Genomic DNA, 26713 nt, shown 5'->3' on the forward strand with positions numbered 1-26713 from the left:
CCGGAAGCTAAGCCTGTACGCGCTGATGGTACTGCAACCGGGAGGTTGTGGGAGAGTAAGTCACCGCCGACACCAAACAACAAAACAACAAAATAGTGATTCTGGTAGTCCCCGAAAGACCACCACCCCGAATAATTCTGGGTGGTTGGTGTTTCGGGGACTACTTGGTGTTTTACCCCCGTTGGTATTTGCGACGTGTACCCTGTCGAGCTGGGGGAATGCGTGGTAGGTGTCGTGGTTTTACCCCCTAGTGTCAGGTGTGGTGGATAGGGTGAATCCCTGTTAGGCGAAAACACATTCGACACTTTTGAGGGTGTAGTACTCCCCGGGGGATACGACCACGATGACAACTAACACACCACCACCTACCACGACAGACCACGAGCCAGTAGGCGACACCACGCCGGGGAATACCCGTAAAGCCGGCGAGCCACTGGACTACGACACCAACACTGATCCTGATTACGACTCTGATGGTGAGGCTGAGAGGGAGGTACCGGTAGTCTTTTACGCCACCAACACGCCAGACAATCCTATTGCCGCAGCTGGAGCACACGCCCGGAAGAACTCCTGGTTTTTCTATCAGTCACTGTTGCCAGACCTCGACGACGACGTTGACTTGACACTGACCAGCCTGGCTAAAGATTTAGGCTTAACCTACAGCACCCTGTCGGGGATTATTCGCGCACACTTCCGCATGTAAGAACTACCGCTAGTGCCAGCCACTGGGGTTGCCCGCAAATCGTGGACACGTAGTGGAGCTACCTAGTGGTTAGGCAGCTATTTCTTTTCTGCTGGTGGTTAAACCAATCTGGTTCTCGAAGTCGACGGGGCTGACCATCCCGAGTGCGGAGTGCCGGCGCCGACGGTTGTAGACGGCTTCAATCCAGTAGGCAACGGCCTGACGCGCAGCATCGCGGGTTGGCCAGCGCTTCCGGTCGTAGAACTCGGTCTTAAGCGTCGACCAGAACGACTCAGCCATCGCATTATCGAAACACACCCCAGTACGCCCCACAGACTGAGCAACACCTAGGTTGCGGCACACCTCCCAGAGCTGCTCGCTGGTAAATTGTGTTCCCCGGTCGGCGTGAAACACCAGCCCGTCAGGAACGTCACCACGGAAGTGTATGTGCCATCCGCAGTGCTCGTTCGACCAGGAATGTATCTTGCACGCTATCCATAGCCCAGCCCAGCACCCTGCGGGAATGACCATCGCAAACTGCGCATAAGTACAACCAACCCTCGCCGGTTCGCAGGTAGGTAATGTCTGACATCCATACTCGATTGAGCTCGCCGGTATCAAACATGCGCTTTACCAGGTCAGGAAGACTCGACTTACGTTTAGATTGAATCGTTGTCGCTGGGACGAAAGCACGCGGTGAAATTCCTTCAATCCCCATCAGGCGCATCCGCTTAGCCACAGTCTTGCGGTTAAGAACAATCTGGTAGCGCTCACCTAGTTCTGCGGTGATTCGCGGGGCACCGTAGACCTCGTTGGAGTCTTTCCAGATCTGATGAATCTTGCGATCAACATCATCGTAAAATGCTGCACGATCATCCTTACCGGATAAGCGTTGCTGCTGCATATGGGCCCATTTGTAGTATCCAGACCGAGATACCTTCAACAAGCGTGCCATGCGCTTGATACTGAAATTCGCCTTGCTCTGGCTGCATTAATTCGAACTTTTCTGATCGCGTTGCTTCGCGGCGAAGAAGGCTGTCGCTTTTGACAAAAACTCATTATCCATCTTCGCTTCTGCTAATTCACGGCGCAGACGAGCATTTTCAGCACGAAGATCAGCCTCGCTTAGCCCATCAGAGGATCCTCGACGCTCACGCTCATTTTTCACCCACCGACCTAAAAGGCCAGGTGCGACACCAATTTCTTTCGCTACATGAGCAATCGGGCGTTCTGACTCGATTACTAGGTTTGCGGCTTCACGCCGGTACTCCGGCGTGTATTTCTGGCGTTGTTGACTCACAATGAACATCCTCTCTTACGGACACAAGATCCGCACTAATCGGGTGTCCACTAAACGAGGGTAACCTCACGCTCACATCTAGAGCGTCGGGGCGGTGGTCTTTGTCTTTAGTTGTCTTTATCGTTCTTGTCACGAGGAATATCTAGGAACTCATGCGAGGCAACGTTTACCAACTTTCTAAGTGAATCCTCCATCTTCGGGCCTATCGCATTCATTTCCATAGCGACCACCCCAACTTCCCCTTGACCCCTACGTTCAGCGTCTAATAATTCCCTGTACTCCTCGTTAGTGCTGTCCATTAAGTGGCGAATCGCCATCTTTACTTGCGCGTTGGAAACCTCAAGTTCTGCAACATTAAGCGCACGTACAATTGCGCGGTAAAAGGATAGTAGTTCTGTGCCTTTATCAATGTAAATGTCCAATTCAGAAACATCTTGGTCGGTTGGTATACCCACTCGTAAGTTACCAAGCGGGGGAAATTCTTCCTTGACAACAGATATGCAGTCGGCCACTGCCCGGCGTTGCCGTGTCCAATCCTCACGCCGTAGTTGTTCGCGCCGTTCCCGTTCCCGTCGGTCGTCGTCGGCCTTACGCCTAGCGTCCTCGGCCGCTTGGTCGTCTTTGCGCCGTTGGTCGGCCGCCGCTTGGTCGGCACGACGCCGCTTATCGGCCGCGCGGTTGTTCCACCACGTCGTGACAAGGACACCTACAAGGGCAACGAGGGCAACCAACAACGACACGCCACTTTGAGAGGTGAACCACGAAAAGAAAGCTTCCATGAGACAAGCATAGAGGCGTTGGCCCCTACCCAGACCCCACCGACGCCCGTTCAACGCCTTAAATCGCGTTTCCCACCTGCATGTTTGCAACCCAAGGCGGTGGCAGTGTCACTAATCGACTTACCCCCACAAGGGTTTACACCAATCCACTGATTAGCAACCTCGTCACCCTCTGCCAACACCACCACAACATCAAAACCGACAAACGCGTCCACTACATCATTGACCCGGTCACTGGCACCATCGCCTGGCTACACACCGACGGCACCTACCACATAGACCACCCCCAAGGACCATTAGCCACCACAAACACACACTGGCACTACACCTGGACACAATTCCTCAACCACAAAAGAAACAAACACAACAACAAAAATAAAAGCCCACCAACCCAACACCACCACACCAGTTCGCCCAAAAGCAGTGGCCGGGTTCATCAAACTACGGGCAATCGACGAGGATATTCTAGATTCTTTGAATGTCGTTTGGCACTGTAGAATGGGTGCGGTATTTCTGTGCGAGTTCCAACCAAGAAAGGGTAGGACTGAATGTCGGAGCGCAACCAGCACGGCCGTAATGGCCGCGGACAAGACCGTCGGGGTCGAAATCCACGCAACTCGGGGGACCGCGATTCTCGCGGCGGGGGAAAGAAGAAGTCTTTCTCTCCACAGCGCTCTGGGTATCGGGAAGAGCGAATCAACCGTCGTATGACCGATCCGGATATTCCTGAAGAGGTCGATATCAATGACTTGGACCCATTGGTGCTCCAAGACCTGAAGTCTCTCTCTAAAGAGAACTCGGAGGCCGTCGCTAAGCACATGATCATGGCAGCAACCTGGATGGACGATGATCCTAAACTGGCGCTGCGGCATGCGCGTGCGGCTAAGGATCGTGCAGGACGTGTGGCTATCGCTCGGGAAGTTAACGGTATCGCTGCATACCGCGCCGGCGAGTGGAAAGAGGCGCTCGCTGAGCTTCGTGCTGCCCGTCGTATTTCTGGCGGCCCGGGGATGCTCGCGGTTATGGCCGACTGTGAACGTGGGTTGGGTCGGCCGGAAAGGGCATTAGAGCTGGGGCGCAGCGAAGAGGCGAAGGAACTAGACAAAGAATCCGCCATTGAATTAGCGATCGTGCTGGCGGGTGCTCGCCTTGACCTCGATCAACCTGAATCAGCGGTGGTTACAATTCAGCGGGCACAACCGGACCGCAGCGATCGTGGAGTAAGTGCTTGTAGGTTGTCGTATGCCTATGCAAATGCTCTGCTTGCCGCAGGGCGCAAGGACGAAGCCCGAGAGTGGTTCGGGCACACCATCGCCATTGATGAGGGTGATTGGACCGATGCCGTTGACCGATTGGCGGAATGTAAGTAATGAGTGTTTTAAGCAAACATGATGCCTTATTGTTGGACTTGGATGGAACCGTCTGGGAAGGCGGTCGTCCGCTCAGCAACGTCGTAGACGTTATTAATACGTGCGGTGTTCCCGCAGTATATGTAACAAATAATGCGTCGCGCAGCCCTGAAGCCGTTGCGACGATGCTAACGGATATCGGCTTGACGGCTGATTCAGGTGACATCGTCACCTCCGCCCAAGCGGTATTGCAATTGGCTGCCGAGGAAATTCCTTCGGGTGCCAAGGTACTAATTATTGGCGCGGATTCTTTCCGCGATTTGGCTAAAGACAGGGGTTTTTCCGTGGTCTCGAGTGCCGATGATAAACCAGCCGCCGTCCTGCAAGGTTTTGATAAGTCCGTTGGTTGGGAACAGTTAACGGAGGGGGCTCTGGCTATCCGGGCAGGCGCGAAATATTTTGCGTCGAACTTGGATACGTCCCTTCCAATCGAGCGAGGACTAGGCGTTGGCAATGGTTCCCTTGTTGCTGCTGTCCAGAAGGCGACGGGAGTAGAGCCCGTTTCTGCCGGCAAACCTGAACCAGCGATGTTCTTCCTCGCAGCGAAAAAGGTCGGGTCGAAAAAGCCATTGGCGGTGGGCGACAGGCTAGATACGGATATCGTTGGGGGTAACACCGCAGCGATGAATACTTTCCATGTATTGACCGGTGTCTCGGGCGAGCTTGAGCTTATCGAGGCCCCCGTGGAGGCGCGGCCCAACTTTATTGGTGCGGGCATGCACGAGCTTTCATTGCCTATTTCGCAGGTGCGACCGGGGCCGCAAGGAGACTTTACCGCGCGGTGCGATGGGTATGACGTTCTTTTGCAGGGCGGAAATGAGTCCTCTACCTCGGTGCAAGCATTGCGGACCGTATTGGAAGTGGCGTGGTCAATGCCGGCACCACCTCGGTATATTCAGCCGCGTAGCGAATTTGCGGAAAAGGTTGTGTCGAAATGGCGGTAAAGCCACACGATTTTCGGGCCGTGAAAGAGCCTGAAGCAGTAGATTCGGAGATTTCGACAATTCTTGGCGAAGATGCGCCATCACTTGCAGAAGAAGTCGATCAACTGGACAGGGCGCATTCCGTATTGCGGAATGCTTTGCAGGAGAACTAATGCCACCACAACGCCGCAGGCTGGATGCAGAACTTGTGCGCCGAAAGATTGCGCGATCTCGTGAGCAAGCCCGCGAGATGATCAAGTCTGGCCGTGTGACGGTCGGCGGATTCAAAGCAGAAAAGCCTGCAACAGTTGTGGATCCTGAAGTCTCCATCAAGGTCGAGGAGTCCGAGGAAGACAAGTGGGCGTCCCGCGGCGCACATAAGCTCTTGGGCGCGCTTGCCGCATTCGACGTCGACATGGACGGTCGCATCTTAGATGCAGGGGCATCGACGGGAGGCTTTACGGATGTGTGCCTGGCCTCTGGTGCGAGGGAAGTGCTTTCTGTTGACGTTGGGTATGGGCAATTACTGTGGCGGCTGCAAAATGACGACCGCGTAACCGTCTTGGATAGGACCAATATCCGCACTATTAATCCAGAAATGACCAATGGCCTGTGTGATGGCATGGTCGGGGATTTATCCTTCATTTCCTTAAAGCTGGTACTGCCAGCAATTGTGGAGTGTATGAAGGACGGAGCGTGGCTGCTGCCGATGGTTAAGCCGCAGTTTGAGGTGGGCAAGGATCGCATTGGCAGCGGCGGGGTGGTCCGCTCTCCCGAGATGCGGAAAGAGGTTACACAGGATGTCGCCGAGTTTGCCGTGTCTTTAGGCCTTAGCCTGCACGGTGTTGTGGCTTCACCATTGCCTGGCCCGAGTGGAAACGTGGAATATTTCCTTTGGCTGAAAAAGGACGGTATGTCAACGGACGCAGCTACAATGAAACAGATGATTGATACTGCCGTTGAAGAAGGTCCGCAATAATGCGAGAGATATTGTTGGTTCCGCATGCCAATCGTGCAGAGAACCTGCAGGCTACCTCCCGTGCAGCCGAATTATTGCAGGAAGCGGGGATAACGGTGCGCGTGTGCGCGGACGAAACCGTCTTGCCGGGACTCCAACATGTGTCGCATTCTGATGCTGCTGCGGCGGGATGCGAACTGGTCCTTGTTTTAGGCGGTGATGGCACCTTCCTGCGCGCCGCCGATATGGCGCGGGCGGTAGATATCCCGGTCCTCGGAGTGAATCTGGGCCACGTAGGCTTCCTCGCGGAATGGGAAGTGGAGTCATTAGACCGTGCCGTCGCTCGCGTGATTGAGAAAAGCTACCGGGTAGAGGACAGGTTGACGGTGGATGTCTCTATTTCGGATGCCAACGGTCACCAACTGGCTAGCAGTTGGGCTTTGAATGAGGCCTCGGTTGAAAACCAGAACAGGTCGGGCGTGCTGGATGCGATTTTGGAGATCGACCGGCGCCCCGTTTCGTCGTTCGGTTGTGATGGCGTACTGATTTCTACCCCAACGGGTTCTACGGCGTATGCGTTTTCAGCTGGAGGCCCAGTGCTGTGGCCATCCCTGGATGCAATCTTGGTCGTGCCGAATAATGCCCATGCGCTCTTTACCAAACCATTAGTGGTTTCCCCGAACTCTTTGGTGGCGGTGGAATCAACCATGCAAACCACACCGGCCGTGGTTATCTTGGATGGGTGCAGGGAACTTATTATGCCGCCGGGTGCCCGCGTCGAGGTGGTGCGCGGTAAGCGCCCCGTACGCTGGGTGCGGTTGGATGATCAGCCCTTTACGGATCGATTGGTCTCTAAGCTGCGGTTGCCCGTGGAAGGCTGGCGCGGACCGAAGGAGAAATAGTGCTTGTCGATATTTCTATTAATGATTTAGGAGTCATTCGCCATAGCTCTGCGGAATTGTCGGAGGGCTTGACCGTATTGACCGGTGAAACCGGTGCAGGAAAAACCATGGTGGTCACGGGGCTTCGACTGTTGGCAGGCGGGCGTGCGGATGCCTCTCGGGTGCGCGATGGCGCTAAAAAAGCAGCCGTGGAAGGCCACTTTAGTTCCGCGAAAGAGAGCATTAGCCAGCTGGTGGACTCGGTGGGCGGCGAGCCAGATGAAAATGGTGAATTTATTGTCTCGCGCACCGTTTCAGCTGCGGGGCGATCGCGGGCGTATCTGGGTGGCCGCGCCGTACCGGCCGCCACGTTGGGAGATTTCGCGCGGGAGATAATTACCGTGCATGGTCAGAATGACCAATTGCGCCTCCTAGCCCCAGAAGAGCAGCTCGCGGCGGTAGACCGTGCGGACCCGCAATTGGCGGGCATCCGGGAAGACTATGTGGAGGCCTTTAAAAAGTGGCGTGGTTTAGCCAAGGATTATCGCCGGCGCACCGAGTCCCGTAGGGAGCTTGCCCAGGAAGCTGACCGCCTGCAATATGCCTTAGAGGAAATCAACGGTGTGGCACCCGAGCCAGGCGAAGACGCGGAGCTGGTGCAGTTGGTGCAGCGCTTGCAAGACGTCGACGGCCTGCGCGAATCCGCGCACACTGCCTTGGCAGCGATCGATGGTACTGAAGAGCTTGATGAGGCTGCGTCTTCGCTGCTCGGGCGCGCGGGCTCGGCGCTGGTGGGATCCTCGGATAAACAGTTGGCGGATTTGGGCGAGCGCATCTCTGAGCTCACCTCGCAGCTAGGCGATATCTCGGCCGAGCTCGGTGGATACCTCGCGGGGCTGCCGGCGGATCCGAATCTGTTGGAAAAATCGCTGCAGCGCCAGCAGGATCTTCGAGCATTGACCCGGAAATACGCCAGCGATATCGATGGCGTTTTGGCGTGGCGCGATGAGGCGGAGGCCAAACTGCAGTCGATGGATACCTCGACGGAGGTCCTCGAGGAACTTAAGGCACAGGTCAAAGAGGCCGAGCAGGAGATGAAGCAGAAGGCGGCGGAGCTTACGAAGGGCCGCCAGAAAGCCGCGGAAGCGCTGGGCAAGCTGGTGACTGAGGAGTTGCATGGATTGGCTATGCCCAATTCCACGTTGTCGGTTGAGCTGTCCACGGCTAAGTATTCCAAGACGGGCGCCGATGCCGCGGAGTTGCAGCTCAATGGGAAGCCTTTGGCCACCGCGGCCTCCGGTGGCGAGCTGTCTCGCGTCATGCTTGCCCTCGAGGTCGTGCTCGCCAGCGAAGACGGTGCGACCTTGGTCTTCGATGAGGTCGATGCCGGCGTGGGCGGGCGTGCGGCGGTAGAAATTGGGCGTCGGCTAGCGCGGCTCGCTGCGCATAATCAGGTTATCGTCGTCACCCACTTGCCGCAGGTAGCTGCGTATGCAGATGCGCATTTGCATGTTTCTAAGGATAAATTTACCTCTGGGGTAGCCGAATTATCGGAACAGGAGCGCGTGGAGGAATTGGCGCGCATGCTGGCCGGTTTGGATGACACGGACACTGGGCGCGCGCACGCCCAAGAGCTTTTTGACCGCGCACAAAAGGAAGCTTCCGCGCGCCTTACCCAGCTGGCGGACTAAGCAAGGAAGAATGGGGCACATGGCTCTGTTTTCCCGTACCCCTGAGCAACCCGGTGAGTCTGCCGCATTGCGCGATTGCACCCCGGGCGCGAAAGGTCTTAAGAAGTTTTCTGCAGGTGATATCGCCGTTATCGATGCGGCGAATATTTCCCGGCCCGAGGCACAAACGCTTGTGGACTTGCAGCCCTCCGCGGTGGTCAATGTCGCCAGGTTTTCTACCGGTTCCATCCCTAATTGCGGTCCGCACATGCTTCTCGATGCCGATATTGACCTCCTCGAGGGCCTCGGCGAGGAATTTATCTCGGAGTTTAAAGACGGCAAAAAGGCGCATATCGGCGAGGATGGAAAGGTCTACGTTGGCGATAAAGTAATCGGGACGGGGCAGAAGATTTCCCGGGAGCGCGCAGACAAGAACTTCAAGGCGGCACAAAGCGCACTCATTGACCACATGGAGTCCTATTTTGCGCGTTCCATTGATTTCATTAACTCTGAAGGCCCGCTGCTTATCGATGGCCTCGGTGTCCCCGCATCCGGTGCCGAGATAGCTGGCAGGAAGGTCATTGTTTTATCTCCCACCGAAGACCACCGAGCCCTGCTGAAAGACTTGCGGAATTTCATCCGGGAATATGAGCCGCTGCTCGTTGCGGTTGAGGAAGCCGCGGATTCCTTGCTGGAGCAGGGATATAAGCCTGACTTCGTTATTGGGGATCCGGCCAAGGTAAGCGATGAGGCGCTGCGCTGCGGCGCGCGCATCGTCGTACCCGCGGATCCAGAAGGCAGCGTGGAAGGCCTTGACCGCATCCAAGAGCTGGGTATTGGGGCCATGACGTTCCCGGCGGCATCGGAATCGGCCACGGATTTAGCGCTGCTCTTTGCTGATTACCACGGTGCGGGCCTCATCGTGCAGGCAGGCGGCGGCTTTGACCTCGATGATGTTTTTGCCAACCGGGTGGCACCGTCTGCCGTCTTGTCTCGGCTGAAGGCTGGAACCAAGGCGGTTGATGCGGAGGCTGTGATCAACCTGTATTCTGTTCCATCTTCACACCTTGGCTGGCTATGGGCCCTCCTCAGCATCTTGGTCGCGATTGCAGCGATCATCTTGATCGTGGGCTTTGGCGGGAGCCAGGATTTCTTGAGTAATTTGAGCCAAACGTGGTCGAGCCTATTCTGAGCGGGGGTAGCAGTATGGCGAAAACGCAACTAATTACGGGCCTTGGACTCGGCGCAGCGGTCGGTGTAGCCCTCGGAGCCTTGGTGATCGCGCCCAACCTGACTACCAGCGTGGCCGATGATGACCCGATCCGTGCGGAACACCGCAAGGTGGTGCAAGAAAACAAGATCTTGCAGAACCAAAATGAGGCGAGCGATGACATAGTCAAGAACGTGGCACCGGACTTGGTATCTGGGACGTTATCGCAGCGGCCAGTGCTGGTCATTTCCACCGATGATGCAAATAGCAGGGACCTGTCTGATATCACGAAGCTCTTAGAAGCCTCCGGGGCCACCAAGGCAGGAGAAATCAAGCTGAGCAAAGACTTCCTGCGCGGGGAAAGCAAAGACGATATCGTATCGATCCTTAAAGATAAGGCCCCGAAAAAGGCAGATCTCAAGGGGCTCGATAAAACCGTGGGAAGCTATGGCGGCGAGGCTTTGGGCGCGGCCCTCTCCATGGACCAAGAAAGCACGGAGCCGCTCGCAAGCGTGAAGGAGCGATCTGAGCTGCTGCGTGCTTTGCGCGACAAGGAATTTATTGATTATGAAGACGGGACCATCCTTCCCGCCCAGTCCATCATCATCGTCTCCGGCAGCGGGGTGCGCGGATATTATTCGGATACCTTGGCAGAGTTCGCCACCGCCTTGGACGAGGTCAATGGCAGCGTGGTCCTTAGCGCGCGGGCCAAACAGACCCAAGATGAAAAGACAATAGAGCAGCTGCGCACCAAAGACGTGGATCTTTCTACCGTAGATGGCATCGAGCGAGCAGTAGAGCGCATCGCCGTCATTTCTGCCACCGAGGAACAGCTCAATGGGGGCAGGGGAGACTACGGTTCTGCAGAAAGCGCGGATTCCGCCCTACCTGAAGAGGAGAAAGAATAGTGGCCCACGATTTTCGAGTCTTGGATTCAGAGTTAATTTTTGATGCCCCGATCGTCGCCGTACGCCGCGATACGTTGTCCATGCCGGGAGGAAACACCGCGGATAGGGAGATCATTGAGCACCTGGGCGCCGTCGCGGTGGTGGCCCTAGATGCGGATCGGCGCATCGCGATGGTGCATCAGTACCGGCATAGCGTCGGCAAGCGGCTCTGGGAGCTGCCTGCAGGACTGTTAGATGTAAAGGGCGAGGATGAGCTTTCCGGCGCGCAGCGCGAGCTGCAGGAGGAAGCGGGCCTTGCCGCGAAGGACTGGGAAACTCTCACGGATATGGTGACTTCACCGGGGTTTTGTGAGGAAGCCGTGCGGATTTTCCTTGCCCGCGACCTTAGTGAGGTCCCAGCGCTGCACGATACCGGCGATGAAGAAGCCGATATGGATTTTGCCTGGGTGGATTTAGACAGGGCAGTAAATAAGGTGCTGGCCGGTGAGATAGTTAATTCCGTCGCATGCGCGGGTATTTTAGCCGCATATGCCACGGTGATTGGTGGGAAGCCGACGCGTTCGGTGGATGCGCCGTTCGATTTGCGCCCGACCCATATGGCTGCCCGCCGCAGCGGACCGGACCTGAAAAAGCAGTGACTGCTGCGGAGGATGTCGCTCAGACTTGGTTGAATCACCTCGCCGTCGAACGCGGGGTGTCAGCTAATACCCTGAGCAACTACCGGCGGGATATTCGCCGGTACGTGGATTGGCTGGCGGACAATGGGGTCCAGGACCTGCGGCAGGTAACCCGGCCGATGGTGGAGGCCTATTTGAAGGACCTGCGCGAAAAGATGGCGGTGTCTTCTGCCAACCGTGCCCTCATCGTGGCGCGCGGGTTGCACAAATTCGCCGTTGCGGAAGGTGAAGTCGATAGCGATGTTGCCGCCGAGGTGAGCCCGCCTTCCACGGGGCAACACCTGCCAGAGACCTTGAGCGTTGATGAGGTGACGCAGCTTATCGAAGCGACGCCGACGGAAACGCCGGTCGACCTTCGCGATAGGGCGCTATTGGAAGTACTCTATGGCACTGGGGCGCGCATTTCTGAGGTAATTTCGCTCAACGTCGATGACGTAGCTACTGGCGATGACGTCCTAGTCCTGCACGGCAAAGGTGATAAGGAGCGGCTCGTACCCCTTGGCTCGCATGCTCGCCAGGCCATCGATGCCTATCTGGTGCGCGCCCGTCCCGTGCTGGGAAAGGGCAAAACGGCTGCGCTGTTTTTGAATACCCGCGGTGGCGCGCTATCGCGGCAAAGCGCGTGGTCCATCATTAAGACCGCCGCGCAGCGCAGCCAGTTGGATAAGTCCATTTCCCCGCACACGCTGCGTCATTCCTTTGCCACGCACCTTCTCGAAGGCGGTGCCGATGTGCGCACCGTGCAGGAGCTTTTAGGGCATTCCTCCGTGACTACCACGCAGATCTATACGCACGTGACTGCTGATTCCTTGCGGGAGGTGTGGCGGACAGCGCATCCGCGGGCGTAGCTTTCAGCGTTTAAGTCAAAGTTAGAGGCTTGATATTTGCAAAGTCTCGGTAGTCATAAAGGGGAGCGGGTACGCTATAGTTACAACGTTGTAAGCAACCCTATGCCAAATGTCATGGTCCATGACTTGGCGTCAAGGAAGAAGGTTTGACTGTGAGCGAAGAGGGTCTCTTTTCAACCTCTGATGTAGAGACGGGGCTAACTGGCCGCCCTGTCCGCGAGCTGCCGGAACCCGCCCCCTTGGAAAAACATGGGCCCGCCACCATCATCTCGATGTGTAACCAGAAGGGCGGCGTGGGCAAGACCACGTCCACCATCAATATGGGGGCCTGCCTCGCAGAGTATGGGCGCAAGGTCCTCTTGGTTGACTTGGACCCGCAGGGTGCTCTTTCGGCTGGGCTGGGATTAAACCATGATGACATCGAGGACTCGATTTATGACGTGATGCTGGATAGCCATACCTCTATCCACTCCGCCATTCACCACACCAGCGTGTCCGGCATGGACCTCGTTCCGGCCAATATTGACCTTTCCGCAGCAGAGATTCAGATGGTCAATGAAGTAGGCCGCGAGCACACCTTGGCCCGCGCCCTGCGTCCGGTGCGCCGCGACTATGACTTCATCATCATTGATTGCCAGCCTTCTTTGGGTCTGCTTACGGTCAACGCCCTAGCTTGTTCCCAGGGCGTCATCATCCCGATGGAATGCGAGTTCTTCTCGCTGCGCGGGCTTGCCTTGCTCACGGACACGGTGGAAAAGGTCTCTGACCGCATCAACTTCGATCTGGAAGTAATGGGCATTCTGGTCACCATGTTTGATCGGCGCACCAAGCATGCCCGTGAGGTGATGTCCCGCGTGGTGGAATACTTTGGGGATCAAGTATTCGATACCGTCATTACCCGTACCGTGCGCTTCCCAGAAACCTCCGTGGCCGGCGAGCCCATCACCTCGTGGGCGCCCAATTCGCAGGCCGCGCAGCAATACCGCGATCTGGCGAAGGAAGTCATCGAACGCTCGACCGTTTAAACTACCGTGACGCAGCCAGAGATTACGGGCTTCCGCATTGCGCTGCGGAATTTCGAGGGCCCATTTGATCTGCTTTTGCAGCTCATCCAGGCCAAAAAGATGGATATCACGGATGTGGCCTTGTCTGAGGTGACGGATGAATTCGTTGGCTACACCCGCCAATTGGGCGAGAACGCGGATTTGGATGAGACGACTGATTTCTTGGTCGTGGCGGCAACGCTGTTGGACTTAAAGGCCGCACGGCTATTGCCGCGGGGCGAAGTCGATGACCTAGAGGACCTGGAGCTGCTGGAATCGCGCGACCTGCTCTTTGCCCGCCTTTTGCAGTACAAGGCCTATAAACAGGCGGCGGATCAATTTGCCCGTTGGCAACGGGAGGCACAGCGCAGTTACCCGCGCGCCGTGAGCATCGAGGAGCAATTTGCGGAGCTTCTACCTCCCGTGACGTTGGGGCATACTCCAGCGAGCTTTGCGGAAATGGCGGCGGGCGTCTTTCGCCCCAAGCCGCCGGAAGAAGTGGCAACGGGCCATATTCATGGCGTCGCCGTCTCCGTGCCCGAGCAGGCTGGAAAGATCCTCGAAACGCTCAAACTCATGGGCGCAGGGCAGTGGACAAGTTTTTCCTCGCTTACCCGGGATTGCACCACAACCATGCATATCGTCGGCAGGTTCTTGGCGCTCTTGGAACTGTTTAAGGCCAAGGCGGTTGATGCCCAGCAGGAGGAGGCGTTGGGCCAGCTGGACCTTTCCTGGACCGGCTTGGACGTAGATCCTGCGGTCGTTGCCGCAGCAAATTGGGACTAGTGCTAGCACCGCCGTCGGTGGTTGTAATCTAAGGGGCATGGATCTTCCGCTCATTTCGCAATTGCGATCCCGGCTTGAATCGATCTTGCTGGTGCTCGATTCGCCGGCATCCGTAGAGTCCTTGGCGCGGGCGCTTAGCGTAGAACCTGCGGTCATTAGTGACTGCTTGCGGGCCATCCAACGTGAATTCGATAGCCGCGGCTCTGGAATTGAGCTGCGCGAAACGCCAGAAGGTTGGCGGTTTTATACCCGCCAGGAAAACGCCAGCGCGGTGGAGGAGTTTTTATTGGATGGGGCGCAAACGAAGCTCTCGCGCGCGGCCTTGGAAACCCTCGCCGTCGTGGCCTATCGCCAACCGGTCACGCGCCAGCAGGTCTCTGCGGTCCGCGGGGTCAACGTGGACGGCGTGATGCGCACCCTTAACCTGCGCGGGCTCATCCGTGAGCTCCCGCAGGACGAGTTCGAGGGGGCGTCGCACCGATATGAAACCACCGAGCTTTTCCTCGAACTGCTAGGTATAGACTCGCTGGAACGCCTTCCGGATCTGGCGCCGCTGCTTCCAGACGTCGATGCAATCGACGAAGAGTACTGAGGTGGGGTAGACTCACGCAGGTAATTTCATATCTTCGAGAGAAAAGGACACTTAAGTGACTCCTCCCGCTCGCCGTGACGGCACACCGGATAAGAAGCAGCGAGACAGCGATATCGTTGTCTCTAATGCCAAACCGGCCCGTAATCAACACGTATCCAAGAAAAAGCAGAAGGCGACTGCTGAGTCAGTGGCGCGCGATTTGGGCGCTGATTGGCTGGTCGATGACGATAAGCCCAAAGGCGAGCGCCTGCAGAAGGTCTTGGCCAAGGCGGGCGTCGCATCGCGGCGTCACGCAGAAATCCTTATTGATGCTGGTCGCGTTGAAGTCAATGGCAATGTAATTATCAAGCAGGGCGTCAAGGTCAATCCTGCTGTGGACGTCATCCGCGTGGATGGCGTTCGCGTGAACGTCAACGAGGATCAAGAGTATTTCATCCTCAATAAACCCCGCGGAATGCAGTCCACGATGTCGGATGATCTCGGCCGTCCCTGCGTGGGTGACGTGGTTTCTGAAAAGGTTGCCTCGGGCCAGCGCCTATTCCACGTAGGCCGCTTGGATGCGGATACGGAAGGCCTGCTCATCCTCACCAACGATGGGGAATTGGCCAACCGCCTGATGCACCCCAAATATGAGGTGAAGAAAACCTACCTGGCCACGGTATTGGGCGAGGCCGATAATAAGTTAGTGCGCCAGCTTAAAGAGGGCATCGAGCTAGAAGATGGCCTAGCAAAGGCCGATTTCGTGCAGGTAGTGGACAAGAACCAGGGATTCTCTTTGGTCCGAGTCGAGCTGCACGAAGGGCGCAAGCACATCGTCCGCCGCCTGCTGAAGGAAGCTGGCTATCCCGTGCAGCGCCTGGTGCGCACCAAGCTGCACACGGTCCAATTGGGCGATATGAAGCCCGGCGGGCTGCGCGCGCTGAATTCCAACGAGTTGACGAGCTTGTACAAGGCGGTGGGGATGTAATGATTTCGAATATGCCTGATGAAGGCCTGATTCTCGCGGTCGATGGCCCCTCCGGAACGGGAAAGTCCACGACCTGCCGGGCCTTGGCCAAGCAGTTGGATGCAAAATACATCGATACCGGTGCCATGTACCGCGTGGCAACCCTTGCGGTATTGCGCCAAGGCGTGGACCCCGCGGACAAGCAGGCGGTGATTTCCGCGACGGCCAACCTGCCCTTGGAGGTTTCCGATGATCCCGATTCCACGCAGGTGCTTTTCGATGGCGCCGATGTCTCCCGCGTCATCAGGGAAGACGAGGTCACCCAGAACGTTTCCGCAGTATCCGCCATCCCAGAGGTCCGGGAGAACTTGGTGGCATTGCAGCGCACGCTCGCACAGCGCGCCCACCGCGCCATCGTAGAGGGCCGCGACATCGGCACCGTGGTACTGGCAGATGCTCCGGCGAAGGCCTTTATGACGGCTTCTGCGGAAGTGCGTGCGCAGCGCCGACACGATCAAAACGAAAAGGCCGGCATTGCCTCCGATTTTGAATCGGTGCTGGCAGATGTGCAGCGCCGCGATGCTGCGGATTCTTCGCGTGTCACCTCGCCGCTTCGCCCAGCCGACGACGCCACTATTGTCGATACCTCTGACATGAGCCCGGAGGATGTCGTGCAGGCTCTTATTAACGTGGTTAAGGAGTCCCGCTCATGAGCAATAAAGATTTTGAGTCCCCAGAGGAAGAAGTCACGCAGTTCCATTACCCTGCGGGTAAGTTCGACGAGGAAACGGTAGAGACCTCGCCGGGGTGGGCTACGGACGATTTTGATGCCGAAGAATTCGACTACGACTTTGATGAGTCAGAATTCGGCGAGGCCGATTACGGGGATGACGAAGACCTAGAGCAGCCTCTCAGTGAGGACGAGTGGGAGCAGCTCTCGCAATCGCTGGGCTTCGCCGATGCCACCGAAGAAGCCCTGTGCACCGTCGCTATTGTGGGCAGGCCGAACGTGGGCAAGTCTTCGCTGGTTAATCGCTTCCTCGGCCGCCGCGAGGCCGTCGTAGAAGACCACCCTGGCGTTACCCGTGACCGCGTGTCCTACGTGGCGGACTGGAATGGGCAGCGCTTTATCGTGCAGGATACCGGCGGTTGGGATCCCAACGTTAAAGGCATGCACGCCGATATCGCCCGCCAGGCAGAAATGGCGATGGATACCGCCGATGTCATCGTGATGGTGGTAGACACCAAAGTGGGCATTACCGAAACCGATGAGGTTATGGCGCGCCGCCTGCAAAAATCACCGGTTCCGGTGATCGTGGTATCGAATAAGTTCGATTCCGATAACCAGTATGCGGATATGGCGCAGTTTTACGCCTTGGGCCTCGGGGACCCGTGGCCGGTGTCTGCACAGCACGGGCGCGGTGGCGCGGACGTGCTGGATGAGATCCTGCGCAGCTTCCCCGAAGAACCGCGCGAGACTTCGATTACATCGGGCCCTCGCCGCGTCGCGCTCGTCGGCAGGCCTAATGTGGGCAAGTCCTCGTTGCTCAATAAGCTCACCAGCGAGGAGCGCTCGGTGGTAGATAATGTCGCCGGCACCACGGTGGATCCCGTGGACTCGCTGGTGCAGTTAGATGAGCAGTTGTGGAAGTTTATTGATACCGCGGGCCTGCGCAAGAAGGTCAAGAACGCGCAGGGCCACGAGTATTATGCGTCCTTGCGCACCCGTGGCGTGATCGATGCGGCCGAGGTATGCATCATGCTTATCGATGCCTCCGAGGAGATCTCCGAGCAGGACCAGCGCGTGCTCAATATGGTGCTGGAATCCGGCAAAGCGCTGGTCATCGCGTTCAATAAGTGGGACCTTATGGACGAGGACCGCCGCTATTACCTCGACCGCGAGATTGACGAGCAGCTGCGGCACTTGCCGTGGGTAACCCGCGTTAATATTTCGGCTGAGACCGGCCGCGCCTTGCAAAAGCTGGAGCCTGCCATGATTGAGGCCCTAGAAAGCTGGGATCAGCGCGTGTCCACCGGCCAGCTCAATAACTGGATGCGTGAGGCGATTGCTGCCAACCCGCCGCCGATGAAGAATAATCGTTTGCCGCGCGTGCTCTTTGCTACGCAAGCATCGACCCAGCCGCCGACGATTGTTCTCTTTACCACTGGATTCCTCGACGCATCCTACCGGCGCTACCTTGAGCGCAAGTTCCGCGAGCGCTTTGGTTTCCACGGCACTCCAATCCGCATTGCCGTGCGCGTGCGCGAACGCCGAGGTAAAAAGCGGAAATAAGAGTTCACTGCGAAAACGAGCGAAGCCTTCACAACCGTGGGGCTTCGCTCGTTTTTATCTATCTCATTACGCTCGGTGTCATTGGCAGCTAAGCTTGACAGACATCAGATCATTGGCTTAGGCCCAGAAAGCAAGAAGGTAAATACGGTGTCACAGAAAATCGAGATCTTGCGCGGGCAACATGTCACTCTCAAGGCGTTGAGCGTGGACCATACTCCTGGACTAGCTGAGGCGGTACAGGACGGGGAGTTATGGAAGCGGTGGTACACCAAGGTTCCATCACCGAGCGAGATGGAAAAAGCCGTGGAAGAGCGCATTTCTTGGTATGACTCCCACGGGGCGCAGCTTTTTACGGTCTTTGATTCAGCCGGCACTACAGTGGGAATGACTGGGTATCAGGCCTTTGATCTGGGTAATAGGCGCTCACAAATCGGATACACCTGGTACAGGCAATCAGCGCAGAATACTGCGGTTAATGCAGACTGCAAACTGGCCCTCATGGGCCATGCATTTGAGCAGCTTGATTGCTTATCCGTGTTCTTCACCACCAACTCCTTTAACCGCGAAAGCCGCCGCGCGTTGGAATCCCTAGGGGCACATCTTGATGGAATCCTTCGTGGCCACCAGATACTCGATAACGGGTTAGTCAGAGATACCTGCGTGTATAGCGTGCTGCGGCATGAGTGGCCCGCAGTGAAAAATCACTTACAGTACAAGGTCGAATTAAAGTCCGGGAAGGACTAGGCCTGAGGAATCGACAACTAATAGTGCACAACATCTTTCGGGGTTGGCACGTGAGGTGTAGTTGAGCTTGTCTCGCCAGCAAAGCCGGAGCTTACTGTAGAGGCATCAGGGGGCCTCAAAACTACATAATTTTGCCGGTTAACCCGGTATTTTACCACTTAGGAGAGCAAAAGTGTCACCAACAATGGTGTGACACTTCGCTCTCCTTTTCGCTTCGGTGAAAGCATTATGGCGCCGATAGGATAAAACTTGTCAACCATTTACTTTCTGTTTGAAAGGCATGACATGTTAGCGAATGTGATTGCCCCGGATTCAGTCCTGGCTATCGTGCTTCAAGTCATAATCATTTTAAGTGCTTTGCTTTTGGGCACCCGCTATGGCGGGATCGGCCTAGGATTAATTTCTGGCATCGGCTTGATGCTGATGGTCTTCGTATTTGGCTTGGCACCGGGCGAGCCCCCCGTGTCGGTCATGCTTACGATCATTGCCGTTATCGGCTGTGCAGCCACACTGCAACAAGCACAAGGTTTGGAAGTGATGATGCAGCATGCGGAGAAGTTCTTGCGTGCTCATCCAGAGCGCATCACCATTTTGGCACCACTGACTACTTGGTTCCTTACCGTACTGTGCGGCACTGGCCACGTGGTCTACACCATGTTTCCGATCATTGAAGACATCGCGCTCAAAAAGGGAATCCGTCCTGAGCGTCCTATGGCAGTGGCCTCGACCTCGGCGCAGATGGGTATTACCGCTTCACCGGTGTCTGTGGCTACCGTTTCTCTTGCGTCGATCCTTGCGGAAAATGCTGGAGCTATCGACAAGGCTTATTCGATTCCGCAGATTCTTACGGTGGCGCTACCCGCGTCCTTGTGCGGTGTTCTTCTCGCCGCGTTATGGTCGCTGCGTCGCGGCAAGGACCTGGACAAGGATCCGGCTTTCCAAGAACGGATGAAAGACCCAGAGTTTGCCGCCAGCATCAATGAGAGCGCCGATTCGCTCATCGGTAAGGAATTTTCCCGCGAGGCTAAGCGTTCAGTAGTCGTTTTCCTTGTCGCTATTGCCTGCGTGGTCCTCCTCGGCGCCTTCGAGTTCCTGCGCCCACTGGTTCCTGGTGATGACGGCGAGCTGAGCCCTGTATCCATGAACCTAGTCATCCAGATGGTCATGCTCGTCGCCGGTGCCATCATCCTTCTTAGCTGCAAGGTAGATACTAAAAAGATTGCATCTACGCCAGTATTCAAGGCCGGCATGACAGCTGTATTTTCCGTCTTTGGTGTTGCGTGGATGGCAGATACGTTCTTCCAATCCCACATCGATGCACTGGAGACGAACTTGGGCTCTGTCGTTGAGGCGGCCCCTTGGACCTACGCCGTCGTGTTGGTAATTGTATCCAAATTGGTAAATTCGCAGGCTGCTGCACTGGTAGCAATTGCTCCCATTGGCTTGCAATTGGGCATTGACCCGGCTGTCATCGTTGGTTTCTACGGTGCGGCTTATGGTTACTTCATCTTGCCCACGTATCCTTCCGACTTGGCCTGCATCGGCTTCGATCGCACGGGTACGACGCGAATTGGCAAATACGTCATCAACCACTCGTTCCTTATCCCCGGAGCGATCTCCGTATTTACCTCCTGTGTGGTCGGCTCCCTCTTGGCCCAGGTTCTCCTGTAATCAGTCGCGAGACTTCGACTCCCGTACCAGCACGAAAGCATCCGTGCGGTACGGGATGTGCAGTTTTTGGCCGGCGGAAAAGCCCATGTGTTCGTAGAGGTACCAGTTCAAGTTGTGGGTCATGCGCTCGTGGATGGCCTCGTTATTTCTGAGCCAGTAGGAACGGGTGTGCATGAGTTGGTGGAGCTGTTCTGGGGTAAGCTCGTGGGTCCAGCTTAGACGGACCTCGCGGTCTAAGGTCCAGGGTGCTTTGTATTCGGGATAGAAGCCTGGCTTATGCACGTCGCCGGAGTGCATAATGCGGCTTAACCGAAGGATCCAGGGATCCGCGTGTACGTCGAGGGTATTCCACACTAAAAGGATCCGTCCGCCCGGCGCGAGGATGCGGTCCAGCTCGGCCGAGGCTGCTGCAACGTCGACCCAGTGCCAGGTTTGGGCAAGGCAGGCGGCGTTGAGGGAGGCATCGGCAAGCGCGGTGTGCTCGGCCGTGGCGCGGATGATGGGAATGTCTAGGTGGCGTTGGAGTACGCGGGCCATATCCGCTGAAGGCTCGACCGCGAGCACGCGGGGATTGGAGAGGGATTCAGTAAGTTTGCCGGTGCCGGCGCCGATGTCAGCAACAGTGTCGGCATCGGCGATGAGTTGGGCGACCTCCGCTGGGTAGCCGGGGCGCACGTCCTGATAGGTATGCGCGCCGTGGCGGAAGGCGCGCGCTGCTTGGGTACGCTGGGGGTCGGTGCTAAAGGTAGGTTTCTGCTTGGCAGAGGGATTGCGATAGCTGGGGAAGTGTTGGGGGTTGGGGTGGCGAGTCGACATAGCCTATCTAACCTACCTCGAATTAGAATGGCTCTTTATGACAACACTTCCAGAACCATCAGATCCGCGGTGGTTGCTGAAGACTGTGTTCTCCCGGCCTGGGATGACCATCCCCGCCGCTGTGTGCATGGCTATCTCCTTCGTGCTCAATGGCACTACACCGGTCATCGTGGGCTATGCCATCGATGAAGCGGTAGTACAAGGTTCGATCGAGCGACTGTGGTGGTGGCTTGCACTTCTGGTTTTAGCCTTCGCGGTTAATGTCGTTACTGGGTGGTTTGGCCGCGGACTCAATGCGCGCAGCATGCTCGTTATCGGCCATGACGTGCGCATGGCCATTACGGACCGAATTTTGGATCCGAAGGGGATGGGCGGGCCCAAACGCACGCCAGGGGAGTTATTGGCCATTGCCTCGACCGATGCAACCCGTGTGCAGAATGCCGTGATGATGACGGTATTTCCGGTGGCGGAGATTACGTCGATCATTTATGTCGCGGTGATGACCAGCCGGGTGAATGTGCCGCTAGGAGTGGCCATTTTATGCGGCGGCCCCATCGTGGTGTGGGGATCGCTGCGCTCGGCTGGTCCCTTGCGCAAGCGTTCTGGTATCCGGCAAGAAGCATTGGGCCGGGCGAGCGCGACGGCGACGGATATTGTCCATGGCCTGCGCATTATTAAAGGGATCGGTGCGATAGGTACCGTGCGTAAGCGTTATGCGGGTGATTCCGATGCCGCCTACGAGCGAACCGTTGAAGCCAATGCGGCGCAGGCAGGATTGAATGCTTCTACGGAGGCGCTGGGCTCGATTTATGTCATCGCCGTCGCGGTTGCCGCCGGCTACCTGGCGCTGGATGGGCAGATGAGCATTGGTGAGCTCATTATGATCATTGGCCTTACCCAATTCATCATTACCCCGATGACCATGCTGGGAAGGAATATTGCCTCCCGGTGGGCCGCGGCGCAGGCGAGTGCGCAGCGAATCGTGGGCCTGCTGGGCGCTCCTGGACTTCCCGAGGACGCCGCACCACAGGTTCCTGCGCTGCGGCCAGGGGTGACCGCCATCGATGGACATGCTCCGGAAGAACTGCGAGACCTACCCCGGGAAAAATTCATCGTCGTGCCACATGAGGTCATGCTGTTTGACGGGACCGTACAAGACAATATTCATCCGGATGCGGATACGGCCGCACGGGCTTTAGAGGTGGCCGCGGGCGAGGATATTCCCGGTGGGCTGGACCGCGCGGTGGGTGAGCGCGGAAACAATTTGTCCGGCGGCCAGCAGCAACGAGTCGCGCTTGCGCGTGCTATAGCCGCGGATCCAGAGGTGCTGATCCTTTCTGATCCCACCACAGCGGTCGATTCAGTTACCGAGCAAGACGTAGCTCATCGCGTTGCGGGCTACCGGAAGGACAAACCCACCATCGTCTATACGTCGGCGCCTGCTTGGCATGCCGTGGGGGTGGAGTCCTAATGCGTTTTCCCACCGCTACGTGGTCACAGGTGCGAGAGGTTGTGGCGCAGCAACTAGCAGTTATCCCGAACGCGCGTCGCCGCGCCCTTATCGCCGTGGTGTTTTTGATCGCCGGAGCAGCGGCCAATGTCACCATCCCGATCCTGCTTGGCAAAATTGTTGATGCCGTTACGACGGGCGCCAGCATCGCCCTCCTTGGCGTCGTGCTTATCGGGGTTGCCGCCGCGTCTGCCGCATTATCAGCGGCGGGGTTCTACGTCCTATCCCAGCTCACCGAGCGAGTCATCGCTTCTCTGCGCGAGGATATGGTCTCTACGGCGCTCGGCCTTCCCACGCACCGCGTCGAAGACGCCGGAACCGGGGACTTGGTATCGCGTTCTACTGATGACGTGGCAGAGCTATCCGCCGCGGTCACAGAGACGGTCCCCGTGCTGGCGAAGTCCATTTTTGCCATTGCCTCAACGGGGGTGGCGCTGCTTACAGTGGATTGGCAATACCTCGTGGTTATCCTTGCCGTGACCCCTCTGTATTTCTTGGCTGGCCGGTATTACTTGCGGCGTGCCCCTGACAGGTATGCCGCAGAACGCGCCGCCATGGCGGACCGCGCCCGCCGCCTTTTGGAGGCAATCCACGGCAGGGAGACGGTGCGCGCGTTCCGCATGGAAAATACGATGCACGATCGGATCGGCGCGGCTTCAACGCGTGTGGTGGAAGAGGGGTATAACGCGCGCCGGACGATGATGGTGCTCCAGGCCCACCTCACCGGCATTGAGCTGGTCTTATTGGGCAGCGGTTTGGCGGTAAGCTTCTGGGTGGTGCAGGCCAATGCGCTTACAGTCGGCGCGGTCACCGCGGCGATGTTATTGCTCATTCGCCTGCGCGGGCCGCTGATGGGGCTGATGCGTGTGCTCGATACGGTGCAATCAGGGTATGCCTCGTTAGCGCGCATCGTGGGCGTGGTTATCGATCCGCCCGCGCCGGTGCCGGATAGCGGTGCGCCGAGGGGCGATGGCAGCGTGGATATGCGGAATATTTCCTTTCGCTATGGCGATAGTTCATGGGCCGTCGAGGGGCTCAACCTTGCGATTAAGCCTGGTGAAACGGTTGCCCTCGTCGGGGCGTCTGGGGCAGGAAAATCCACCGTGGCTGCGTTGCTCGCGGGCTTGCGGGTCCCAGATGAAGGCACCGTGCTTGTCGATGGCGTCGAGGTTGCCCTGCTTTCCGATGCCGAGCGTATCCAGCGCCTCGCCCTCGTCTCCCAGGAGGTGCACGTCTTTTCTGGGAGTTTGCGCGAGGATCTTGCACTCGCAGCGCCACAGGCCACCGATGAGGAAATGGTGCAGACCCTACGCCAAGTGCAGGCTGACTGGTTTTTCGATCTGGAAGCGGGCCTCGATACCATCGTGGGCGCGCAAGGCATGCCGTTGGACCCGGTGGCTGCGCAGCAATTGGCACTTGCCCGAATCGTGCTGCTGGATCCCCGCATTATTATCTTGGACGAAGCCACGGCGGAAGCAGGCTCGGTGGGCGCTGAATCCTTAGAGGACGCCGCAGAGACTGTGATGGAGGGTCGGACCGCCTTGGTAGTTGCGCACCGCCTGGATCAGGCTTCGCGCGCCGATGCCATCGTGGTCATGGACAATGGCCGGGTGGTAGAACAGGGGAGCCATGCAGAACTGCTAAATTATGGGGGCCGTTATAAACAATTATGGGCCGCTTGGCAGAAGGGACGAACATCATGAGACGGAGGCCGGTGCGCGCTGCGTTGAGCACCGCAGTCTTGTGCTGCGTGGCGGCGCTGGGCGTGTCATGCGCAAATAACGAGGAAGAATCAGGCTCGGCGGCACGCAGCGAAAGCACGCAATCGCACGGTTCGGCTGCCTCGCAGCTCGGGATTCCTACCTCTGCGCCGCTTAGTGGCCCAGAACCGGGATCGCATACGACGATCAATCTGCCGTCCGGGCGCTCATTTATCCTCAGCGTGCCGGAAAAGTACACGTCCCAAAAACAGTGGCCAGTGGTCATGGCATTTCACGGGTGGGGGCAGTCAGCGGAAAACCTGCGCGGCTATTCCCGCCTCGATGCGGCACAAGCCATTACCGTCTTTCCCACGGGCAAGAAAAAGGCGTGGAGTCCAGCCCCATATGCGGAAACGAGCGGGAGCGAGGACAAGAAATTCGTGCTCGATATCCTCGATTCCCTCCGCGCGACCTATAACGTCGATGATTCCCGGCTTTATGCCACCGGCATGTCCAATGGCGGCGGTTTTGCTGCCTACCTGGCCTGCCAGATGCCCGGCATCTTCCACTCGGTCGCGACCATTTCCGCTGCATATTACGAAGATATTCTGAAAGATTGCGCCCATGAACCCGTAGGGCGCCTCGATATGCACGGCACCGATGACCCTGTCGTGGGCTATTATGGCGGAACCCGGCACAAGACCAAATATTTCTCGGTCGAATCCGTCCTAGAGCAGGACCGCAAGCGCAATGAATGCTCGGAGAAGGTAGACACCAACCGCTTGGTTAATAATGCCCTCGACATGCATTGGCGGGGATGCTCTGCACCGCTGGAGCATATCCGAATCGGCGGCGGCTCCCACGTGTGGCCGGGTGGTCTTGGAGACAAAAATAATGAAGTAGGAAAGTTCTTCGCCACTGACCGAGTCTTGGACTTCTTCGGTATTCCGGGCAGGCCCGACGGCACCCGCGAAACCTAGTTTGCGCGGTAGGCCCGGAAAGAGGATCCAGGCACGGATCGCACGCGCTCTACGCAAATATCCGCCACGCTGAGAAAGCCTGCTCGGTGCGCCGAACTGTCCGGGGCGGTAGGCTCTGGAATTTGCACCAAATGAAAACTGCGCCCGCCCTTATCTTCTCGGTTGAGTTCGATGACCGCCTGCGCCGTGGTGCCTGAGCCTGCGAAAAAGTCGAGCACACGGGCATCGGGCCCGCCGCCAATGGCGATGAGGTGCTTGATAAGGCGCACTGGCTTAGGAAACTCAAAGATTCCCTCCACGCCCATGACCTCTTCTGCGTCGCGGCGTCCGGTGCGCGTTACGCCAAACCTCTGTCCATCGAGAATGGATCGCGGCCGCGCCCCTGCCTTTTGATAATTCTTGGTGTAGACGAATCCGCGCCGAAAGACCAACTCATCGTAGCGTTTTTCCACCATGTCCTTGCCCCAGCGCCAGCGTGCTACCTGGCTGTGTCCAGCCGGTTGGTCCGGCCAGTGTTGCGTGCCATCGGGTGAGGCAATGGGAAAATCCAGCGATGGCAGGTACCCCAGGGTCTTAGAATCAAGGCGCACCAAGGAGTATTTGCCGCGTTCATCCTCGTGGTTATATTTGGTGCTGGTGTAGCCCTCTGCATCCAGGTTAAATCCAGGGTTATCCGGGTTCTTGGCATAGCAGAGGATGTATTCGTGTTCGACCACCGCATACTTGGAATCGTTTTTCCCAGTGCCGGCCTTTTTCCAAATGAATTGCCCTGCATAGCAGCCCTCACCGAAAACCTCGTCTAAAACCTTGCGGGTATTGGCGGCCTCGTCCTCTCCAATGGAGACGAATATAAAGCCGTTCTCCGCCAAAACGCGCCGCGCCAAGATGAGCCGCGGGAGCATCATGGACAGCCATTCGGCGTGCCACTGGGCATAGCTGCCGGAATTTACCTCGCGCCGCGCGCGGTAATTATCGCGGTAGACAAAGTCTCGGCCGGTGTTATACGGCGGGTCGATGTAGATGACGTCAAAGGTTTCGCCAGAGGTAACCCAGTGCTGTAGAACCGGCAGGTTATCGGCCAGGTGGATGCTATTGGGCGAGGTAGGAGAGGTGCTTAACGCAGCATCGAGCTCAAACTCGGCGGTTAGGGAAGCCTCTGCTGCCGCGCGTGCGGCTTGCTTGCCAGGCCATACCAGCCCAAAGAATTCCGCGGCGTTGCCATCTGCACTAGGGCTAGTGTGCGTCATTTTCTGCCTTTTCCGTGCGAGCTGGTCATTGATCTTATTAACGCTATCACTTTAGAACTTCTAACAACCTTTGGTGGCGAAGTCTCGGCAGCGTCGTTATCGTGGGCAGTGTTGCCGGATGCGGCAATGGTTAGATGAAG

The 26713-nt window shown here is 57.3% G+C and carries 24 protein-coding genes and 2 pseudogenes; 22 read left to right on the forward strand and 4 right to left on the reverse strand.

What is annotated here, in order from left to right:
- Positions 1–343: 343 nt before the first annotated feature.
- Positions 344–703 (forward strand): hypothetical protein, encoded by a 360-nt coding sequence (locus HMPREF1287_RS02285; protein WP_023017562.1) that lies wholly within the window; start codon positions 344–346, stop codon positions 701–703.
- Positions 704–772: 69 nt separating this feature from the next.
- On the opposite strand, the pseudogene HMPREF1287_RS02290 reads toward HMPREF1287_RS02285, so the two are convergent.
- Both HMPREF1287_RS02290 and HMPREF1287_RS02300 read right to left on the reverse strand, forming a co-directional pair.
- Positions 773–1991: pseudogene (locus tag HMPREF1287_RS02290) on the reverse strand (IS3 family transposase).
- 98 nt (positions 1992–2089) lie between these two features.
- A complete protein-coding gene (locus HMPREF1287_RS02300; RefSeq protein WP_023017559.1) occupies positions 2090–2761 on the reverse strand; it encodes a hypothetical protein in 672 nt (223 codons plus the stop codon).
- A gap of 572 nt (positions 2762–3333) precedes the next feature.
- Here HMPREF1287_RS02300 and HMPREF1287_RS02305 point away from each other — a divergent pair.
- The 18 genes and pseudogenes from HMPREF1287_RS02305 to HMPREF1287_RS02385 form a co-directional block, all read left to right on the forward strand.
- A pseudogene (locus tag HMPREF1287_RS02305) lies at positions 3334–4131 on the forward strand (tetratricopeptide repeat protein); the annotation flags it as partial.
- Positions 4131–5114 carry an HAD-IIA family hydrolase gene (locus tag HMPREF1287_RS02310; protein WP_023017557.1) on the forward strand — a complete coding sequence of 328 codons (984 nt, stop codon included), beginning with the start codon at positions 4131–4133 and terminating at the stop codon, positions 5112–5114. The pseudogene HMPREF1287_RS02305 and the gene HMPREF1287_RS02310, both read left to right, overlap by 1 nt.
- The gene (locus HMPREF1287_RS12565; RefSeq protein ID WP_005279308.1) at positions 5105–5266 is read left to right on the forward strand and encodes a hypothetical protein; all 162 of its coding nucleotides are present in this window, start codon (positions 5105–5107) and stop codon (positions 5264–5266) included. Before HMPREF1287_RS02310 ends, HMPREF1287_RS12565 begins: the two co-directional genes overlap by 10 nt.
- On the forward strand, positions 5266–6072 hold the full coding sequence (locus HMPREF1287_RS02315; protein ID WP_023017556.1) for a TlyA family RNA methyltransferase: 807 nt from the start codon (positions 5266–5268) through the stop codon (positions 6070–6072). The genes HMPREF1287_RS12565 and HMPREF1287_RS02315 overlap by 1 nt, the downstream gene beginning before the upstream one ends.
- A complete protein-coding gene (locus HMPREF1287_RS02320; protein WP_005279304.1) occupies positions 6072–6953 on the forward strand; it encodes an NAD kinase in 882 nt (293 codons plus the stop codon). The genes HMPREF1287_RS02315 and HMPREF1287_RS02320 overlap by 1 nt, the downstream gene beginning before the upstream one ends.
- Complete coding sequence (recN, locus tag HMPREF1287_RS02325; RefSeq protein WP_023017555.1) at positions 6953–8623, forward strand: DNA repair protein RecN; 1671 nt, start codon at positions 6953–6955, stop codon at positions 8621–8623. The genes HMPREF1287_RS02320 and recN overlap by 1 nt, the downstream gene beginning before the upstream one ends.
- Positions 8624–8633: 10 nt before the next feature.
- Positions 8634–9794: a putative cytokinetic ring protein SteA gene (gene steA / locus HMPREF1287_RS02330; RefSeq protein ID WP_198010361.1), complete on the forward strand. Its 1161-nt coding sequence runs from the start codon at positions 8634–8636 to the stop codon at positions 9792–9794.
- A gap of 14 nt (positions 9795–9808) precedes the next feature.
- Positions 9809–10720: a copper transporter gene (locus HMPREF1287_RS02335; RefSeq protein ID WP_023017553.1), complete on the forward strand. Its 912-nt coding sequence runs from the start codon at positions 9809–9811 to the stop codon at positions 10718–10720.
- Positions 10720–11358 carry an NUDIX hydrolase gene (locus HMPREF1287_RS02340; RefSeq protein ID WP_023017552.1) on the forward strand — a complete coding sequence of 213 codons (639 nt, stop codon included), beginning with the start codon at positions 10720–10722 and terminating at the stop codon, positions 11356–11358. Before HMPREF1287_RS02335 ends, HMPREF1287_RS02340 begins: the two co-directional genes overlap by 1 nt.
- Entirely contained in the window at positions 11355–12245 is an 891-nt protein-coding gene (gene xerD, locus HMPREF1287_RS02345; RefSeq protein WP_023017551.1) for a site-specific tyrosine recombinase XerD, read from the forward strand. Before HMPREF1287_RS02340 ends, xerD begins: the two co-directional genes overlap by 4 nt.
- Positions 12246–12397: 152 nt before the next feature.
- On the forward strand, positions 12398–13270 hold the full coding sequence (locus HMPREF1287_RS02350; protein WP_023017550.1) for a ParA family protein: 873 nt from the start codon (positions 12398–12400) through the stop codon (positions 13268–13270).
- A gap of 6 nt (positions 13271–13276) precedes the next feature.
- Positions 13277–14074 (forward strand): ScpA family protein, encoded by a 798-nt coding sequence (locus HMPREF1287_RS02355; protein WP_023017549.1) that lies wholly within the window; start codon positions 13277–13279, stop codon positions 14072–14074.
- Between the two features lie 37 nt (positions 14075–14111).
- A complete protein-coding gene (gene scpB, locus HMPREF1287_RS02360; RefSeq protein ID WP_023017548.1) occupies positions 14112–14666 on the forward strand; it encodes an SMC-Scp complex subunit ScpB in 555 nt (184 codons plus the stop codon).
- Between the two features lie 55 nt (positions 14667–14721).
- On the forward strand, positions 14722–15633 hold the full coding sequence (locus tag HMPREF1287_RS02365) for a pseudouridine synthase (protein WP_023017547.1): 912 nt from the start codon (positions 14722–14724) through the stop codon (positions 15631–15633).
- Positions 15633–16325 (forward strand): (d)CMP kinase, encoded by a 693-nt coding sequence (cmk, locus tag HMPREF1287_RS02370; RefSeq protein WP_023019837.1) that lies wholly within the window; start codon positions 15633–15635, stop codon positions 16323–16325. The genes HMPREF1287_RS02365 and cmk overlap by 1 nt, the downstream gene beginning before the upstream one ends.
- Complete coding sequence (gene der, locus HMPREF1287_RS02375) at positions 16322–17905, forward strand: ribosome biogenesis GTPase Der (RefSeq protein ID WP_023017545.1); 1584 nt, start codon at positions 16322–16324, stop codon at positions 17903–17905. Before cmk ends, der begins: the two co-directional genes overlap by 4 nt.
- A gap of 75 nt (positions 17906–17980) precedes the next feature.
- Positions 17981–18649 (forward strand): GNAT family N-acetyltransferase, encoded by a 669-nt coding sequence (locus HMPREF1287_RS02380; RefSeq protein ID WP_232218884.1) that lies wholly within the window; start codon positions 17981–17983, stop codon positions 18647–18649.
- Between the two features lie 285 nt (positions 18650–18934).
- Positions 18935–20320, forward strand: a complete 1386-nt coding sequence (locus HMPREF1287_RS02385; RefSeq protein ID WP_005279282.1) for an anaerobic C4-dicarboxylate transporter — start codon at positions 18935–18937, stop codon at positions 20318–20320.
- Here the strand turns inward: HMPREF1287_RS02385 and HMPREF1287_RS02390 are convergent, their stop codons facing one another.
- Positions 20321–21136, reverse strand: a complete 816-nt coding sequence (locus HMPREF1287_RS02390) for a class I SAM-dependent methyltransferase (protein ID WP_023017543.1) — start codon at positions 21134–21136, stop codon at positions 20321–20323.
- 37 nt (positions 21137–21173) lie between these two features.
- Between HMPREF1287_RS02390 and HMPREF1287_RS02395 the strand changes: the two genes are divergently transcribed.
- Genes HMPREF1287_RS02395 through HMPREF1287_RS02405 form a run of 3 tightly spaced genes read left to right on the forward strand, consistent with a single transcriptional unit; the run spans position 21174 to position 25326 of the window.
- Complete coding sequence (locus tag HMPREF1287_RS02395; protein WP_034654032.1) at positions 21174–22607, forward strand: ABC transporter ATP-binding protein; 1434 nt, start codon at positions 21174–21176, stop codon at positions 22605–22607.
- Positions 22607–24349, forward strand: a complete 1743-nt coding sequence (locus HMPREF1287_RS02400; protein WP_023017541.1) for an ABC transporter ATP-binding protein — start codon at positions 22607–22609, stop codon at positions 24347–24349. The genes HMPREF1287_RS02395 and HMPREF1287_RS02400 overlap by 1 nt, the downstream gene beginning before the upstream one ends.
- Positions 24346–25326: a PHB depolymerase family esterase gene (locus tag HMPREF1287_RS02405; RefSeq protein WP_023017540.1), complete on the forward strand. Its 981-nt coding sequence runs from the start codon at positions 24346–24348 to the stop codon at positions 25324–25326. Before HMPREF1287_RS02400 ends, HMPREF1287_RS02405 begins: the two co-directional genes overlap by 4 nt.
- Here HMPREF1287_RS02405 and HMPREF1287_RS02410 read toward each other — a convergent pair.
- Positions 25323–26573 (reverse strand): site-specific DNA-methyltransferase, encoded by a 1251-nt coding sequence (locus HMPREF1287_RS02410; protein ID WP_023017539.1) that lies wholly within the window; start codon positions 26571–26573, stop codon positions 25323–25325. The two genes, HMPREF1287_RS02405 and HMPREF1287_RS02410, sit on opposite strands and share 4 nt — an antisense overlap.
- Positions 26574–26713: the final 140 nt, after the last annotated feature.

This window comes from Corynebacterium sp. KPL1986, from assembly GCF_000477975.1.
Classification (GTDB): domain Bacteria; phylum Actinomycetota; class Actinomycetes; order Mycobacteriales; family Mycobacteriaceae; genus Corynebacterium; species Corynebacterium accolens.

What these genes read in the sequence shown, in the direction of transcription:
- HMPREF1287_RS02410 (WP_023017539.1), bottom strand. Translation starts at nt 26,573, where the DNA reads ATGACGCACACTAGCCCTAGTGCAGATGGCAACGCCGCGGAATTCTTT.
- cmk (WP_023019837.1), top strand. Translation starts at nt 15,633, where the DNA reads ATGATTTCGAATATGCCTGATGAAGGCCTGATTCTCGCGGTCGATGGC.
- HMPREF1287_RS02300 (WP_023017559.1), bottom strand. Translation starts at nt 2,761, where the DNA reads ATGGAAGCTTTCTTTTCGTGGTTCACCTCTCAAAGTGGCGTGTCGTTG.
- HMPREF1287_RS12565 (WP_005279308.1), top strand. Translation starts at nt 5,105, where the DNA reads ATGGCGGTAAAGCCACACGATTTTCGGGCCGTGAAAGAGCCTGAAGCA.
- scpB (WP_023017548.1), top strand. Translation starts at nt 14,112, where the DNA reads ATGGATCTTCCGCTCATTTCGCAATTGCGATCCCGGCTTGAATCGATC.
- HMPREF1287_RS02395 (WP_034654032.1), top strand. Translation starts at nt 21,174, where the DNA reads ATGACAACACTTCCAGAACCATCAGATCCGCGGTGGTTGCTGAAGACT.
- HMPREF1287_RS02400 (WP_023017541.1), top strand. Translation starts at nt 22,607, where the DNA reads ATGCGTTTTCCCACCGCTACGTGGTCACAGGTGCGAGAGGTTGTGGCG.
- HMPREF1287_RS02335 (WP_023017553.1), top strand. Translation starts at nt 9,809, where the DNA reads ATGGCGAAAACGCAACTAATTACGGGCCTTGGACTCGGCGCAGCGGTC.
- HMPREF1287_RS02315 (WP_023017556.1), top strand. Translation starts at nt 5,266, where the DNA reads ATGCCACCACAACGCCGCAGGCTGGATGCAGAACTTGTGCGCCGAAAG.
- HMPREF1287_RS02285 (WP_023017562.1), top strand. Translation starts at nt 344, where the DNA reads ATGACAACTAACACACCACCACCTACCACGACAGACCACGAGCCAGTA.
- der (WP_023017545.1), top strand. Translation starts at nt 16,322, where the DNA reads ATGAGCAATAAAGATTTTGAGTCCCCAGAGGAAGAAGTCACGCAGTTC.
- HMPREF1287_RS02390 (WP_023017543.1), bottom strand. Translation starts at nt 21,136, where the DNA reads ATGTCGACTCGCCACCCCAACCCCCAACACTTCCCCAGCTATCGCAAT.
- steA (WP_198010361.1), top strand. Translation starts at nt 8,634, where the DNA reads ATGGGGCACATGGCTCTGTTTTCCCGTACCCCTGAGCAACCCGGTGAG.
- HMPREF1287_RS02405 (WP_023017540.1), top strand. Translation starts at nt 24,346, where the DNA reads ATGAGACGGAGGCCGGTGCGCGCTGCGTTGAGCACCGCAGTCTTGTGC.
- HMPREF1287_RS02320 (WP_005279304.1), top strand. Translation starts at nt 6,072, where the DNA reads ATGCGAGAGATATTGTTGGTTCCGCATGCCAATCGTGCAGAGAACCTG.
- HMPREF1287_RS02385 (WP_005279282.1), top strand. Translation starts at nt 18,935, where the DNA reads ATGTTAGCGAATGTGATTGCCCCGGATTCAGTCCTGGCTATCGTGCTT.
- HMPREF1287_RS02310 (WP_023017557.1), top strand. Translation starts at nt 4,131, where the DNA reads ATGAGTGTTTTAAGCAAACATGATGCCTTATTGTTGGACTTGGATGGA.